Origin of the sequence: Chitinophaga tropicalis (assembly GCF_009758205.1) — a bacterium.
Lineage (GTDB): Bacteria > Bacteroidota > Bacteroidia > Chitinophagales > Chitinophagaceae > Chitinophaga > Chitinophaga tropicalis.
In genome coordinates this window covers 106,497-123,392 of the sequence record NZ_WRXN01000016.1, presented here as the reverse complement: position 1 = coordinate 123,392, position 16,896 = coordinate 106,497, and the positions used below count along the sequence as shown (strand labels likewise).

At 49.3% G+C, this 16,896-nt stretch carries 7 protein-coding genes; all 7 read left to right on the top strand.

Translation table 11 applies throughout. From position 1 onward, the window contains the following. The first annotated feature begins 3 nt into the window (after nt 1-3). From GO493_RS26580 to GO493_RS26550, 7 genes are read left to right on the top strand one after another with little or no spacing between them, the layout of a single operon-like run. On the top strand, nt 4-888 hold the full coding sequence (locus GO493_RS26580; protein WP_157309273.1) for a glycoside hydrolase family 43 protein: 885 nt from the start codon (nt 4-6) through the stop codon (nt 886-888). 5 nt (nt 889-893) lie between these two features. Beyond that, on the top strand, nt 894-2,705 hold the full coding sequence (locus tag GO493_RS26575; protein WP_157309272.1) for a sialidase family protein: 1,812 nt from the start codon (nt 894-896) through the stop codon (nt 2,703-2,705). Beyond that, entirely contained in the window at nt 2,702-6,466 is a 3,765-nt protein-coding gene (locus tag GO493_RS26570; protein WP_317165470.1) for a family 78 glycoside hydrolase catalytic domain, read from the top strand. Before GO493_RS26575 ends, GO493_RS26570 begins: the two co-directional genes overlap by 4 nt. Then, nucleotides 6,463-7,353, top strand: coding sequence for a sugar phosphate isomerase/epimerase family protein (locus GO493_RS26565; protein WP_232539111.1), 891 nt, complete (start codon nt 6,463-6,465; stop codon nt 7,351-7,353). Before GO493_RS26570 ends, GO493_RS26565 begins: the two co-directional genes overlap by 4 nt. Next, nucleotides 7,350-11,648 carry a glycosyl hydrolase gene (locus GO493_RS26560; RefSeq protein WP_157309270.1) on the top strand — a complete coding sequence of 1,433 codons (4,299 nt, stop codon included), beginning with the start codon at nt 7,350-7,352 and terminating at the stop codon, nt 11,646-11,648. The genes GO493_RS26565 and GO493_RS26560 overlap by 4 nt, the downstream gene beginning before the upstream one ends. After that, nucleotides 11,645-14,017, top strand: a complete 2,373-nt coding sequence (locus GO493_RS26555; RefSeq protein ID WP_157309269.1) for a glycoside hydrolase family 2 TIM barrel-domain containing protein — start codon at nt 11,645-11,647, stop codon at nt 14,015-14,017. The genes GO493_RS26560 and GO493_RS26555 overlap by 4 nt, the downstream gene beginning before the upstream one ends. After that, nucleotides 14,014-16,782, top strand: coding sequence for a family 78 glycoside hydrolase catalytic domain (locus GO493_RS26550; RefSeq protein ID WP_157309268.1), 2,769 nt, complete (start codon nt 14,014-14,016; stop codon nt 16,780-16,782). The genes GO493_RS26555 and GO493_RS26550 overlap by 4 nt, the downstream gene beginning before the upstream one ends. Nucleotides 16,783-16,896: the final 114 nt, after the last annotated feature.

Sequence of the window (16,896 nt, the reverse complement as noted above, 5' to 3'; positions counted from 1 at the left end):
ATCATGCACAGGTCTCTTTTCTATATGCTTATCATGCTATTGTGCTGTTCCTGCGGGAAAGAGGTATGGTTGTTTACTTCATTCCGGGAGCCAGGCACAGATGGCCTTCACCTCCTGCGTAGTGATGATGGGTATAAATGGGATAGTTTGCCGGGAGTTTTCTTTAAACCATCCAATAAGCTGATGAGGGACCCGAGCATTGTGCAGGGGCCGGATGGTGTGTTTCACCTGGTGTGGACCAGCAGCTGGAAGGGAGATAAGGGATTTGGGTATGCTTCATCCAAAGACCTGCGCAGCTGGTCTGAACAGCAGTTCATACCGGTGATGGAGCATGAGCCCACTACTGTGAACGTGTGGGCGCCGGAGTTATTTTATGATAAAGAGGCAAAGCAGTTTATCATTGTCTGGGCATCCTGTGTTCCGCAGCATTTTCCCAAGGGCGAAGAAGCAGAAGATAATAACCACAGGTTGTATTATACCACTACGAAAGACTTTAAAACCTTTACTCCCACCAGGCTTTTTCTTGATCCCGGTTTCAGTGTGATAGATGCTGTGATAGTGAAAACTGACAAGCCTGCATATACATTGGTGCTTAAGGATAATACCCGCCCGGAAAGAGATCTTAAAGTAGCATTTGCAAAGGCTCCCCTGGGGCCTTACACCAATATATCAGCCCCTTTCACCGGTAAGCTGACGGAAGGCCCTGCGGTACTGAACACCGGCAGGGAATGGCTGATCTATTATGATGACTATGGCAAGAAGCAATATGGCGCTGTGAAAACAACAGATTTCCGCACGTTTGTGCCGGCGGCTGTGCAGGTACCAGCCGGTCATAAGCATGGCACTATATTCAAGGTAAAGCGCCGCCTGGCAGACAGGCTTAAATAACTGAAATGATGTACGTAAGAATATTTTTACTGTTACTCCTGTTTCATAGTGCAGTGCATGCACAGGAAAGCATCCGTTATACGGGCAGCACGCTGGTGAATGTAGACTATCACCATGGGCAGCTGCGGCCGGTGATGGGGGTGCACAGTATACAGGTGATGCGTGCCAACAGGGAATATCCCGCTATGGCAGATGGCTTTGGATGGACGTACAACCATGCGCCTATGCTGGCATACTGGAAGAACAGATTTTACCTGGAATACCTGAGTGATGAGAGAGGGGAGAGTGTGCCGCCGGGACAGACCTTCCTGCTAACATCGGCCGATGGATATAGCTGGTCAAAGCCGGCAGTGCTGTTCCCCGTGTATAAAATACCTGATGGCACCCGTAAGGAGGGACATACTGGTGTGGCTAATAACCTGTTTGCTGTGATGCACCAGCGTATGGGGTTCTTTGTGTCTAAAAATAACCGGCTGCTGGCCCTGGCATATTATGGCATCTGCCTGGATGCAAAAGATGATCCTAACGATGGTAAGGGAATAGGCCGTGTAGTGAGGGAGATACTGGCAGATGGAAGTTATGGCCCTGTTTACTTTATTCGCTACAATAAAGGGTGGAATAAGAGTAATACAGCACATCCCTTTTATACATCTTCTAAAGACGCAGGATTTGTAGCCGCCTGTAATGAACTGATGGCAACGCCGCTGATGATGCAGCAATGGAATGAGGAAGCAGACAGGGATGACCCGCTCATTCCCCTGCAAAAACAATATAAGGCTTTCTGTTACTATCACCTGCCTGACGGCCGTACGGTAGGATTGTGGAAACATGCGCTGACGGGTATGAGCCCGGATGAGGGCAAAACGTGGAGTACAGTAGCCCGCGCTCCGGGTTTTGTGAACAGCAATGCCAAGATATGGGGACAGCGTACAACGGATGGCCGTTATGCTACTGTATACAATCCTTCAGAATACCGCTGGCCACTGGGGCTTTCTGTGAGCAATAACGGGATAGAATACACTAACCTGTTGCTGGTGAATGGTGAGATACCGCCTATGCGTTATGGTGGTAATTATAAATCGTACGGCCCGCAGTATGTGAGAGGTATTGAAGAGCGAAATGGTTTGCCGGCGGATAGTAATTTATGGGTGACCTATAGCATGAATAAGGAAGATATCTGGGTGTCCTGCATTCCTGTACCTGTTTCTGATAAAGCGATACAGCCGGTAGATGATAACCTGGCAGATAAAGCAGTGCTGAAGAACTGGAATATTTACAGCCCTCTCTGGGCGCCGGTAACTACCGGCAGCCAGGGGCTGATACTGGAAGACAAAGACCCGTTTGATTACGCAAAAGCAGAACGTCTTTTTCCCGCAGGTGCTGATCTGCAGGTAGCATTTGCCGTAGTTGCCGCGCAGCGTGATCATGGTTGTTTACAGGTGGAGTTGCAGGATGGTAAAGGCACACCTGCCATCAGGCTTGTGCTGGATGCCGACAGTATCTTCAAAGCCAAAGCAGGTGCAAGGGATAAAAACTTTATGTCTTACCTGCCGGATACTGTGTATAACGTACGATTGACTGTTAACACTACTACCCGTTTTTATACTATCAATGTAAACGGGAAGGATGTGCTGACCAGCTTACTGTTTGCGCCGGTGGATAAGCTGGAAAGAATAGTGTTCCGTACAGGAGCGCCCCGGCATTTCCCCCATGCAGATACCCCGGCAGACCAGGACTATGACCTGCCTGAGGCGGGAGAGCAGGAACGGCAGACGGCGAAGTTCTTCATAAGATCACTCAAAATAACTAACCAGTGAAATACTGCCTGTATCTTATCATATCATTCTTTGTATGTTCACAACCACTGTACAGTGCCAATATACAGGTATCCGGTCTGCGTTGTGAGATGCTGACCAATCCACAGGGTATTGATGTAGTAACACCCCGGCTGAGCTGGGAAATAACCGGGGATGTACGCAACGTTGCACAGCAATCTTACCAGGTACTGGTAGCCTCTTCTATACAAAAGCTGGCAGCCGATCAGGGAGATATCTGGAACTCAGGTAAGGTGGCTTCTTCCAACTCTGTGCATGTTACTTATGCAGGTAAAGCATTGGGCAGCGGGCAGCAGTACTACTGGAAAGTAAAGGTATGGACCACACAGGGGGAAAGTAAGTGGAGCGCTCCTGCGCAGTGGAGCATGGGATTATTGAAGCCGGCCAACTGGCAGGCGAAATGGATAGGTACAGACACTTCTTTTACCTGGGATGATGCTGCGAATAAGTTCTCACGGCTTTCAGCACGTTATTACCGGAAAGCTTTCCAGGTAAGGAAGAAGATAAGAAGAGCCACTGCATATGTATCCGGGCCGGGTTTATATGAGTTGTATGTTAATGGTCAGCGGATAGGACGGCAGGTGCTGGCGCAATCACCTACGGATTACCGTAGGACTGTCAGGTATAACACCTTTGATGTAACGGCTGCCTTGCAGCAGGGAGAGAATGTGGTAGCAGCCGTAACAGGCAATGGATATTACTTTACGATGCGGCAGGCTTATAAGCCGCATAAGATCCGCACGTTTGGTTATCCCCGCCTGTTGCTGCAGCTGGACGTGGAACTGGAAGACGGAAGCCGGGTGACCATCCCCAGTGATAGTACCTGGAAACTGACGGCCGACGGTCCTATCCGGTCCAACAATATTTATGACGGGGAAGAATATGATGCCTCTAAAGAGATGCCCGGATGGAATAAGCCGGGGTATAATGATAAGCACTGGAGTTATGCGTCTCTGGTGCCGGTTCCCGGCGGACAGCTCAAAGCACAGATGAATGAGCTTATTCGCATAGTAGACAGCATAAGGCCTGTTTCTGTTAAACGGGGCAATGCAGATACATTCCTGGTAGATATGGGACAGAATATGGCGGGCTGGCTGCAATTAAAAATGAAAGCCCCTGAGCAGGGCAGCCGGGTATCTGTCCGCTTTGCGGAGACCCTGCAGGCTGGTGGTCAGCAGCTTTTTACGGACAACCTGCGGGATGCAAAAGCGACAGACCTTTACCTTGCAAAAGGTGGGGGAAATGAGATATGGTCTCCGTCTTTCGTATATCATGGTTTTCGTTATGCCGCAATTGCAGGTTATCCTGGCAACCCAACAGAGGACGATATACTGGGGCAGGTAGTGAGTGATGACCTGCCACTTAGCGGGAGTTTTGAAACATCTGACCCGACTATCAACAGTATCTATAAAAATGCCTGGTGGGGTATAAGAAGCAATTACAAAGGATTACCGGTTGATTGTCCGCAGAGGAATGAGCGTATGCCCTGGCTGGGCGACCGCACCACGGGCGCTTATGGAGAAAGCTTCCTGTTTGATAATGCAAAACTCTACGCCAAATGGCTGGACGATATCGAAGATGCGCAGACAGCTGAAGGCGCTATTCCAGATGTAGTACCGGCTTACTGGAATTATGCATCAGATAATATGACCTGGCCCGGCGCGTATCTTACTATTGCCGGGATGCTGTATCATCAGTTTGGTGATGTGCAGCCTGTTATTCGTCATTATGCTTCCATGAAACGCTGGATAGATTATATGGGCAGGAAGTACCTGGTGGATAACATTATGACGAGAGATAAGTATGGCGACTGGTGTGTGCCACCGGAATCAAAACAGTTGATCCATACAAAAGATTCTACCCGTAAAACAGATGGTACGCTGCTGGCCACTGCCTATTATTATCACCTGCTTAATATGATGAAACGTTTTGCGGTGATATCAGGCAATGTGCGGGATACAGCCGCATTTGCGTCGAGAGCGGAGGCGGTAAAAGACGCCTTTAACCGGAAGTTCTTTCACCCGGAAACAGCAGGTTACAGCAATAATACGGTTACCGCTAACCTGTTACCCCTGTACTTTGGTATGGTGCCGGCGGATAAAAAGCAGCGTGTATTTGACAGTATGACTGCCTGTATTATGAATAAATACGGAGGTCATATCAGCACAGGAGTAGTGGGCACACAATGGCTGATGCGGGGCCTGTCCAGGAATGGCAAGCCTGACCTGGCCTATCTTATTGCGGCAGACAGGGATTATCCCGGTTGGGGGTATATGGTGGAAAACGGCGCCACTACTATATGGGAGTTATGGAATGGCAATACGGCTAATCCTGAAATGAATTCGCAGAACCATGTCATGCTGCTGGGGGACCTGTTGATATGGTGTTATGAAGACCTGGCGGGTATAAGAAGCAGTGATGAACATCCGGGGTTTGAGGAACTGGATATGAATCCCGTATTGCCATCGGGGTTAGATCATGTAAATGCGTCCTTTCGTTCTATACGCGGACTGATACGCAGCAGCTGGAGGAAGACAACAGACCGCTTTTACTGGCAGATCAGCATACCGGCTAATACTACTGCTATTGTGCATATTCCTGCTGTTGCGCCAGCGCAGGTGACGGAAAGTGGAAAGCCGGTTAACAAAGACATTACTTTTCTGCGAATGGAGAGTGGCAGGGCAGTTTACCGTATAGGTTCGGGTAATTATACTTTTGAATCTGTATTGCAACGTCCGTGGAAGAAAGGGATAGTAACAGATGAATTCATTTTTGATAAGGCGCCTTTCCCGGAAAGTCATGCGGCAACAATTGCCGGGACGCCACAGGGGCTTGTTGCTGCCTGGTTTGGTGGTACAAAGGAGCGTAACCCGGATGTGGGCATATGGGTGAGCCGGCGGGTGAATAACCAATGGACCGCTCCCATAGAAGTTGCTAATGGTATAGTGAATGATACTGTTCGTTATGCCTGCTGGAATCCTGTATTGTACCAGGCGCCTGGCGGGGACCTGTTGCTTTTCTATAAAGTGGGGCCTAAAGTGGCGGGATGGAAAGGCTGGTTGAAAACATCCAAAGACGGAGGCATTACCTGGTCGGCCGCACAGGCACTGCCTGATGGCTTCCTGGGGCCTGTGAAGAACAAACCTGTGCTGCTGGATAACGGAGAGCTGCTGTGTCCTTCCAGTACGGAAGGGGGGCGTTGGAAAGCTCATTTTGAATACAGTACAGATAGTGGGAAAACATGGAAGATGCGGGGGCCGATCAACGATACTTTCTTCAACGTTATACAGCCCAGTATCCTGAAATATGGAAATAAGCGTTTGCAGATATTGTGCAGGAGTAAGGAAGGGAATATTATCCAGTCATGGTCAGATGATAATGGTCGTACATGGAGTTCTTTATCGGCTACTGCGTTACCTAATAATAACTCGGGCACAGATGCAGTTACGCTTGCTGATGGCAGGCAGTTGCTGGTCTATAACCATGTAAAGACGCCGAAGGGAAAATCCAAGGGGGCGCGTACGCCGTTGAATGTGGCTATATCTGAAGATGGTATTAACTGGATGGCAGCATTGATACTCGAAGATTCTCCGGTAAGCCAGTATTCGTATCCGTCGGTTATACAGTCGGCCGATGGCTATGTACACATTGTCTATACCTGGCGCAGGCAGAGAATAAAATACGTAAAGATAGATCCACGCTTACTTGAGCTCAAACCCATAAAAAATGAGCAATGGCCATGAATGAAAAACTTAACAGGCGTCAGTTTATAGGCAATGCGGCCATGCTGGGCGCCGGGTTGCTGTTACCCGCTACGGTACAGGCAATGATGAAAGGACCACGGTACAGGATTGCGGTATGTGACTGGATGATACTGAAGCGCCAGAAGCTGGGAGCATTCCAGCTCACCAAAGAGATAGGTGCAGATGGTGTGGAGGTTGACATGGGTGGGTTGGGGGACCGTCCTACATTTGACAGTAAGCTATCTGACCCGGTTATACGGAAACAATTCCTTGATAAGGCGGCAGAGTTGCATTTGCAGATACCCAGTATTGCCATGTCAGGCTTTTATGCGCAGTCTTTTGCGGAGAGGCCGGGTGTGGAGAAGATGGTACAGGATTGTATTGATACCATGGTGCAGATGAAGGTGAGGATAGCTTTCCTGCCGTTGGGTGTGCAGGGGGACCTGGTGCAGCATCCGGAGCTGCGTCCTGCTATTGTGGAACGTCTTAAGGATGCAGGTGTAAGGGCACGTAAGGCGGGGGTGATAATAGGGGTGGAAACGGCGCTTCCTGCAGCGGAGGAAGTGAAGCTGCTGGATGAGATCAATTCTTCTTCTATCCGCAGTTATTTTAACTTCTCCAATGCGTTGCAGGCCGGGCGGGATCTTCACCAGGAGTTACGCACGCTGGGCCGTAAGCGGATATGCCAGATACATTGTACAGATACTGACGGGGTATGGTTGCAGAACAATACCCGTATCAATATGCCGCTTGTAAAGAAAACGCTGGACGATATGGGCTGGAGGGGCTGGCTGGTAATAGAACGGTCCCGCGATGCCAATGATCCGCGTAATGTAAAGAGCAACTTCAGCGCAAATACCGCATACCTGAAATCAGTTTTTCAATGAGAAGATGTAGCCTTATCCTGTTGTTATCCCTGTTTGCGATAGTAGTCTGTGCGCAGGACCTGGACAGTTTGTTCAGGCACCCCCCAGCGTCGGCAAAGCCCTGGGTGTTCTGGTACTGGATGTATGCCAGTGTTACGAAAGAGGGCATTACTGCCGACTTGCAGGCAATGAAAGAAGCCGGTATAGGCGGGGCATATCTTATGCCTATTAAAGGCAAAGCCGGGACCCCGTTTATTAATCCGCCGGTAGAGCAGTTAAGTCCTGCGTGGTGGGAGATGGTGCGCTTTGCCCGCCAGGAGGCTGCCCGGTTGGGATTGCAGCTGGGTATGCATGTCAGTGATGGGTTTGCGCTGGCAGGCGGCCCCTGGATCACCCCGGAGCATTCCATGCAGAAAGTGGTGTGGACAACTACGCTGGTAAACGGGAACACTCTTTTTAATGATACCCTGCCACAACCCGCTACCAACCAGAACTATTATAAAGATATTGCAGTGCTGGCCTGGCCCTCCAGGCAGCAGGAGATGCAGGCGCCGGTTGTGACTTCCAGTCTGCCGGATAAACCCGTGCAGTTCCTGGCTACGCCTGGTAGCAAAGAGAGCTTCCGCAGTGAAGATCCCTGCTGGATACAATATGCCTATGCTGCACCTTTTACCTGTTATGCGGTGACTATCCGTACAAATGGTACTAACTACCAATCTCACCGTTTAAGCATTTCCGTGAGTGACGATGGAGAGCATTTCCGGCCGGCCGGGAAGCTGACGCCTCCGCGGCATGGATGGCAGGATGCGGGTATTCCTGTTACGCATGCCATTACTCCGGTGACTGCCCGTTACTTCAGGTTCCTGTACGATAGGGAGGGCTCAGAGCCGGGAGCGGAAGACCTGGATGCGGCCAAGTGGAAGCAAAGCCTGAAGATTAACGGTATTGAATTGTGGGCTACGCCCCGTATCAACCAGTTTGAAGGCAAGAGCGCCGCTATATGGCGTATAGGGGCATCGACGAAGTTGCCGGATACAGCCTGTATTCCGCTGAACAGCATTATTAACCTGACTAAGAATATTGACAATAAAGGCCGCCTGCGCTGGAAAGCGCCTGCCGGTGAATGGACAATCTTACGTATAGGACATACATCCACCGGTTATACAAACGCTACGGGCGGCGCCGGTAGCGGACTGGAATGTGACAAGTTTGATGCCGCCGCTGTGCGTACACAATTTGAGCACTGGTTTGGTGAAGCCCTCCGCAAAACGGGAGAGGAGCAGCCCGCCAGGGTGCTGACCCATTTCCATGTGGATAGCTGGGAGTGTGGCAGTCAGAACTGGTCGGCCGGCTTTCGTAAAGCATTCAGGCAACGCAGGGGATATGACCTGTTGAAATACCTGCCTGCCATGGCTGGTTACCCGGTACAGAACGCTACCGCCTCAGAAGAGTTCCTGCATGATGTAAGGCAGACCATTACTGAGCTGATACAACAGAACTTTTACGATACGCTGGCAGCCCTGGCGCATGCCAGGGGTTGTACTTTCAGCGCGGAAAGCATGGCCCCTGTTATGCCCGGAGATGGTATGCTGCATTACAGGACGGCAGACATACCTATGGGAGAATACTGGCTGCGCAGTCCTACGCATGATAAGCCGAACGATATGCTGGACGCTATTTCCGGAGCGCATATCTACGGTAAGCAGGTGATACAGGCAGAAGCATTTACTGAGCTGCGCATGGCATGGGATGAGCATCCCGGTATGCTTAAAACGTTGGCCGACCGTAACTATGCGCAGGGCATCAATAAGCTGGTGTACCATGTATTTGCACATAACCCCTGGATGGACCGTAAGCCCGGTATGACGCTGGACGGTATAGGGCTTTACTTTCAGCGGGACCAGACCTGGTGGGAGCCTGGCCGCGCGTGGGTGACATATGCGCAGCGTTGCCAGGCCCTGTTGCAACAGGGGCGGCCGGTAGCTGACATAGCGGTGTTTACCGGTGAGGAGATACCCCGCCGCGCTGTGCTGCCGGAAAGACTGGTGCCGGTACTGCCAGGTATTTTTGGAGAAGACATCGTCAACAGTGAAAATAATCGTTTAACTAACAGGGGAGGGCCACTCAGGGAAATGCCTGCCGGTGTTACTGCATCTGCCAACATCGCTGATCCTGCAGCATGGATAGACCCTCTGAAGGGCTATGCCTATGATTCTTTTAATGAAGATGCCCTTCTGCGGCTGGCAAAAGTGAAAGACAGTATGATAGTACTTCCCGGGGGAGCGAGCTATAAAATGCTGGTACTGCCCGGCGTTATGGCGATGGCGCCTGAAGGCAACCTGTTCTCCCTGCAAACGGTGAACCGGCTGAAACAACTGATAAAGGAAGGAGCTACTATCCTGGTGAATGGCCCGGTAAGATTGCGCAACCGTCCTGACAGTACTTTTATACTGGATAATACTATCAAAGGCCCCTGGCAGCAACCGTCTTTCAGTACATTAGGTATTGCACCGGATCTTGTAGCGAAGGAACGTAAAGCTGCGAGGATTGCCTGGACACACAGGAAAGGTGATGGCTTTGACCTTTGGTTTATTTCCAACCAGGAAGAGGTACAACATACGCTGGAACTATCTTTCCGTATCAGCGGCAAAGCGCCTGAAATATGGGACCCGGTAACAGGGGAGCAAAGAATGGCAGGCAACTGGTATACTGAGAAAGGCCGTACCGTTCTGCCGTTGCAACTGCCGGCCAATGGATCAGTGTTTGTGGTCTTCCGTAAACCGGCAACCTACTCCAATACAACACCTAACCAGCCTTCCTTTACAACCCTGCAGACACTGGACGCTCCATGGAAAGTCTTCTTTGATAAAACAACGCACCCGGTCATTTTTGAAAAGTTGGCAGACTGGAGTAAGCATGCCTCTGAGCAGGCACGTTATTATTCAGGTACAGCTGTTTACCGGCAAACTGTTTCCTGGCAGGGCAATGTTAAAGAACGCGTCTTCCTTGACCTTGGAAGGGTTTGCAATATTGCATCTGTGAAAGTGAATGGAACGGATTGCGGGATAGTATGGACGCCTCCCTTCCAGGTAGAAGTGACAAATGCTTTGAAGAAAGGGAATAACACCATAGAAATAGCGGTGACCAACACCTGGGCTAACCGTCTTACCGGCGATCAGCTGCTGACAGATTCAGCACGCACAACATTTACGACAGCTCCTTATCGCCTGGATCAAACGAAGTTATTACCGGCAGGGTTGTTAGGGCCCGTAACGTTGAAGAAAGAAGAGAGAGTGCCGGATGCTGTAATGCAGCGTATTTACAATACCGTTAGTACACCGCATAAATATGGATTGGTGATGGCGCCTTCCGATAACAGTAAGAAGATGGACTGTCCCAGCATCTTCCGTAAAGGCGATAAATGGTACATGGTATATATCGTGTATGATGGCCGTGGGTATGAAACATGGCTGGCAGATAGTAAGGACCTGCTGAACTGGAACGTGAAAGGGAAAATGATGTCATTCTCTGATACCGCTACTACATGGGACAGCAACCAGAAAGCCGGGTACATCGCTCTGCAGGACTACCAGTGGGGCGGTAGTTATGAATGGCGACCCTATAAAGGAAAGTATTGGATGTCTTATATAGGAGGCGGAGACAAAGGATATGAGAAGGGGTTACTATCCGTTGGTATTGCCTCTACAACAAAAGATATCATTACCGCACATGAGTGGGAACGGCTGAACAAGCCTGTGCTCATGGCTACTGACAGCAATGTGCGCTGGTGGGAGAACAGCACTATCTACAAGAGCTCTGTGATATATGATAGTGCAAAGACCACAGGTTATCCTTTTGTGATGTACTACAATGCCAGGGGGGACAGCCTGAACCCTGCCAGGGGCAAAGAACGTATTGGCATGGCGGTATCCAATGATATGGAACACTGGGTACGATATGGAAAAGAACCTGTACTGGACCATTTTACCGGTATTACCGGAGATGCCGTGATACAAAAGATCAACGATGTATGGGTGATGTTCTATTTTGGTGCATTCTGGAAGGGGAAGCCGGGGGCGTTCAACAGGTTTGCCTGTTCGTACGATCTTGTACACTGGACTGACTGGCAGGGTGAAGACCTGATCAGTTCTACTGAACCATATGATGCAAGGTTTGCTCATAAATCTTTTGTAATTTATCACGATGGTATTGTATACCATTTCTATTGTGCTGTTAATGATAAAGACCAGCGGGGTATTGCGGTAGCAACCTCTGTTGACCTGGGAAAGAGTAAATTAAATTTCACGGACAAATGAGAACTATTAACCGGTTCCTGGAAACCCTGTTTATATGTTGCTGTACAATTGCTGTACAGGCGCAAACAATCAATTTTGATGATAACTGGCTCTTCTTCCGTGGTGCAGCAGAAGGGGCGGAAGAGCTGAAATACAGTGATGCTGACTGGCGTACAATAGATCTTCCGCATGACTGGAGCGTAGAAGACCTGCCGGGCAGGAATACGCCTTTTGATAAGGGCGCCATCAGCCAGGTAAGCGGCGGATTTACTACCGGTGGTACCGGCTGGTACAGGAAGCATTTCATCATTCCTGCTGCACAAAAAGGCAAGCGTTTCATTATCAGGTTTGATGGTATTTACATGAATGCGCAGTTGTGGCTTAATGGTAAGAAGCTGGGGAGGCATCCTTATGGTTATACTTCTTTCTGGTTTGATATTACTGACCAGCTTGAATATGATAAGGAAAATATACTGGCTGTAAGGGTGAGGAATGAGGGAGAGAACAGCCGCTGGTATTCCGGTTCAGGCATCTACCGTCATGTATGGCTGCAAACCCTGGAACCGGTACATATTCTTCCCTGGGGTACATTTATCACCACACCTCAACCTGACAGAGTACATGTCAGTACAACGCTACGGAACAGAACAACATCAGCAGTAACAGCCACTGTTATTACCCGCGTGACAGATGCGGGTGGAAAAGAAGTGGCACAATATAAAAGTACACAACAGATATTACCAGGCTCAGACACCATTCTGCAACAGGATCTGAATGTTAACAAACCTGTATTATGGAGTGTTGAGACGCCTGTTTTGTACAAAGCCCTGTCTGCCGTGTATGTCAATAACATGCTCTCTGACAGTGTAACTACTCCCTTTGGTATCCGGACCATCAGTGTTGATGCGGAGCATGGTTTCCGCTTAAACGGTAAGATGGTAAAGCTCAAGGGAGGCTGCGTACATCACGATAACGGCCCGCTGGGAGCAAAGGCATACGACAGGGCAGAAGAGCGCAAAGTGGAGTTGTTGAAGGCCAGTGGCTATAATGCCATCCGCTGTTCGCATAACCCGCCATCTCCTGCTTTTCTCGACGCCTGCGACCGGCTGGGCATGCTCGTGATAGATGAGGCTTTTGATACATGGAAGGAGAAGAAGAACCCCGAAGACTACAACCTGTATTTTAAAGAGTGGTGGCAGCAGGATGTAGAAAGCATGGTGCAGCGGGACCGGAATCACCCCAGCGTTATCATGTGGAGTACGGGAAATGAGATACCTCACCGTGAAAAACCTGAGGTAGCAGAAGTAGCAAAGATGCTGAGGGACTATATCCGTACCATGGATACCACGCGTTTCATTACCTGCGGGGTGAATGGAATAGCGGATGATAAGGATGCTTTCCTGGCTACACTGGATGTTGCCGGTTATAATTATGCACGGGATAAATATGTAACTGATCATCAGCGTAAGCCGGGCAGGGTAATGATGGCTACGGAGTCATTCCCGTTGGAAGCATATGATTACTGGATGGCAGTGGAAGAACATGCCTGGGTGATAGGAGATTTTGTATGGACGGCTTTTGACTACATAGGAGAGGCCAGCATTGGCTGGCTGGGATATAACCAGCACCAGGGCTTTTATCCGTGGAACCTGGCTTTTTGCGGAGATATTGACATCTGCGGGTGGAAGCGTCCACAATCATATTACAGGGATGCTCTCTGGAAGCCGGAGCAGTTGTCTGTTTTTGTTAAGCCTCCGCAACCTTCTTTTGCTGTCAATCCGGATAAAATGAAATGGAGCCATTGGGAATGGCTGGATGCAAGAGATAGCTGGAACTGGCCCGGTGAGGAAAATAAACCACTGGAAGTATCCGTTTATAATTCTTTTGATGAGGTGGAGTTGTTTTTGAATGGGAAGTCGCTAGGTAAGCGTCCCGGTGGGAAGGCTAACCGGTTCATTTCCACCTGGCAGGTGCCTTATGAAGCAGGTACTTTAACAGCTACGGGGTATATAGGTAAAAAGAAGGGCCGCAGCGTTACTTTATCTACAGTCGGCAGGCCGGTGGCCCTGAAGCTGGAAGCTGACAGGCAGCATATTGCTGCCAACGGACAGGACCTGAGCTATGTTACCGTGACTTTGACGGATGAAAATGGCCGGCGGCATCCGGAGGCAGAGGAGCTGGTGCAGTTTGAAGTAAGCGGGCCTGCTACCATAGCGGGTACAGGCAATGCCAATCCTATGAGTATTGAAAGCTGTGTACAGCCTCAGAGAAAAACATGGCAGGGCAGATGCCTGGTTATTATAAAAGCTGGAAAAGAAAAAGGTAATATTACACTGAAAGCCAAAGCTGCCGGATTGCCTGTAGCTGAGGTAAACATTGTAACAGAATGAAAACATACATTACGGCATTATTCGTACTACTGTCAATCGAAGGGTTCTCTCAGCAACTACGTGTTGTAAACCTGTTATGTGAAAGGAAAGTCAATCCCACGGGAGTGGAAAATCCTGCTCCCCTGTTCAGCTGGCAGGTGGAAACCCCTCACAGGGGGTATATACAATCTGCCTACCAGCTGCAGATATCTGAAGATTCCAGTTCTTTTAACGGAGGCGCTACGGCCCGGATAGTCAGTCCGCAGTCCAATATGGTGCCTTATACCGGTGAGAAATTGTTGCCCGGCCACCGGTATTACTGGCGTGTGCAGGTGTGGGACCAGCTGCAGCGGTCGTCAGGATGGAGCCCTGTCGCTTTATTTACAACGGCGCTTTATACAAAGGCCGACTGGAGCAATGCACAGTGGATAGGATATGAAGACCTGCCGGATTCTATGCGGCTGGCGCCTGGTGTGCATAAAGGGGAAGAGAAGTTTTATGAGCTGCATAAAGCCAAACAGCGTACTGTTGTCCCCCTGTTCCGTAAAACGTTTAAAGCCAGTGGTAAAATAAAGCGCGCTTACCTGTTTATAAGCGGCATGGGGCAGTATGAGGTGAATATGAACGGGAAGAAGGTGGGTGACAATTTCCTGGCCCCCGGATGGACTTATTATGATAAACGGGTGTTGTACAATACTTACGATGTGACCAGCCTGCTGAACCAGGGAAATAATGCTATTGGTGTGATTGCAGGGAATGGTTTCTATAACATCAACAAAGAGAGATATTATAAACTGTCTGTTGCCTTTGGAGCGCCTAAAATGATCTGTAAGCTGCATATCTCTTACATTGATGGTTCCGGTGCCACCATTGTTTCGGATAACTCCTGGAAAACAGCGACATCTCCTGTTACTTATACCAGCATCTTTGGCGGGGAGGATTATGATGCCAACCTGGAACAGAAAGGATGGGACCAACCCGGTTTTAATGATGGCAGCTGGAAACCGGTGAAGATAGTTAAGGCCCCTTCGGGTAAGCTGCAGGCAGAAACAGATTACCCGGTGAAAGTAATGGAAACGCTCCCGGTAAGAACGGTTACCCGTCAGGCAGATAGTGTTTATGTATATGATTTCGGGCAGAACGCTTCCGGTATAGTAGAACTCAGGATCAAAGGCCGTAAGGGGCAAACGGTGAAGCTCACGCCTGCAGAGCTGCTGAACAATGAGCAGCAGGTTAGCCAGAAAGCAAGTGGTAAACCATATTATTTCAGTTATACATTGAAAGGAGATGGCGAAGAGGTATGGCGGCCACGGTTTACTTATTATGGTTTCCGTTACGTGCAGGTGGAAGGAGCTGTGCCTGATACTGCAGCCGGTAAGAAGGACCTGCCCCGTATTAATGGCCTCACTTTTCTGCATACCCGTAATGCCAACCCTGTGAACGGGAGCTTTGAATGCTCTAATACTCTGTTCAACCAGATAGATACGCTTATTCTTTGGGCCATTAAAAGCAATATGCAGAGTGTGGTGACTGACTGTCCGCATCGCGAAAAGCTTAGCTGGCTGGAGCAGGACCACCTGATGGGCGCTTCTATTCAGTTCAACTATGATATCTACAACCTGTATAAAAAGCTGGTGTATGATATGATGGATGCCCAGACAAAGGAAGGCCTGGTGCCTGATATAGCTCCGGAGTTTGTTTTCTTCAACGATAAGGGTTTTGGCTTCCGGGATTCTCCTGAATGGGGCAGTGCAGCTGTTATCCTGCCCTGGCTGTTGTACCAGTGGTATGGTGATAAAGACATTATGCAGGAAGCGTATCCTATGATGAAGAGGTATGCAGATTACCTGGGCCGCCGTGCGCAGAATAATATACTGGATTATGGGTTGGGAGACTGGTATGACCTGGGGCCCAAACATCCCGGTGTGTCACAGCTGACGCCTAAGGGACTAACGGCGACGGCTATTTACTACTATGATCTCGGCCTGCTTTCTAAAGTAGCTGCGTTGCTGGGGAATACAAAGGATGCTGACTTATGGAAGAAGCAATTGGCTGCTGTAAAGCTGGCGTTCAATAAGAAGTTCTTTGATCCGGTTAAGAAGGTATATGCCGATGGTAGTCAGACCGCTATGGCAATGCCTTTATGTACCGGGTTGGTAGAAGAAAAGGATAGGAATGCGGTATTCCATAACCTGGTAGATTCTATTGGCACGACCGGTAAGAAGCTCACTGCCGGGGATATAGGTTTTCATTACCTGGTGCGTGCTTTGCAGGAGGGAGGGGCTTCCCAGCTGATCTATGATATGAATTCAAGGAATGATGTACCTGGTTATGGTTTTCAGCTGGCCAAGGGGGCTACTGCGTTGACGGAGTCCTGGCCTGCTTTGGCGGGTGTTTCGAATAATCACCTGATGCTGGGGCATATTATGGAATGGTTTTATAATGGTTTGGGTGGTATTAACCAGGAGGATGGGTCTGTGGCTTACAGGAATGTTGTGATACGTCCGGAGGTAGTGGGGGATATTACTGAGGTGAGAACTTCTTATAATACTGTTTATGGTACTATTCGCAGTGAATGGGAGAAAAGGGGGGATGTCCTGCTTTTTCATGTGACTATACCTGCAAATAGTTCTGCAGTTGTGAAGTTGCCGGCTACGGCTCAGCAGGTTATTACAGAGGGTGATGTTCCGTTGGATAAGCAGAAGGATGTTGTGTTGAAGGGGTATCAGGATGGTCGTGCTGTTATTAAGATAGGTTCTGGTGATTACAGGTTTGAAGTGAGATAATTATTCAGGGAGTTATATTATAATGCTATCTGCTTTCGTGCAGGTAGCATTTTTTTATTCAGTTTGTTCATTTGGGTTTGGGTGTTTGTGGGCCGGGGAATGTGGTGTAAAATT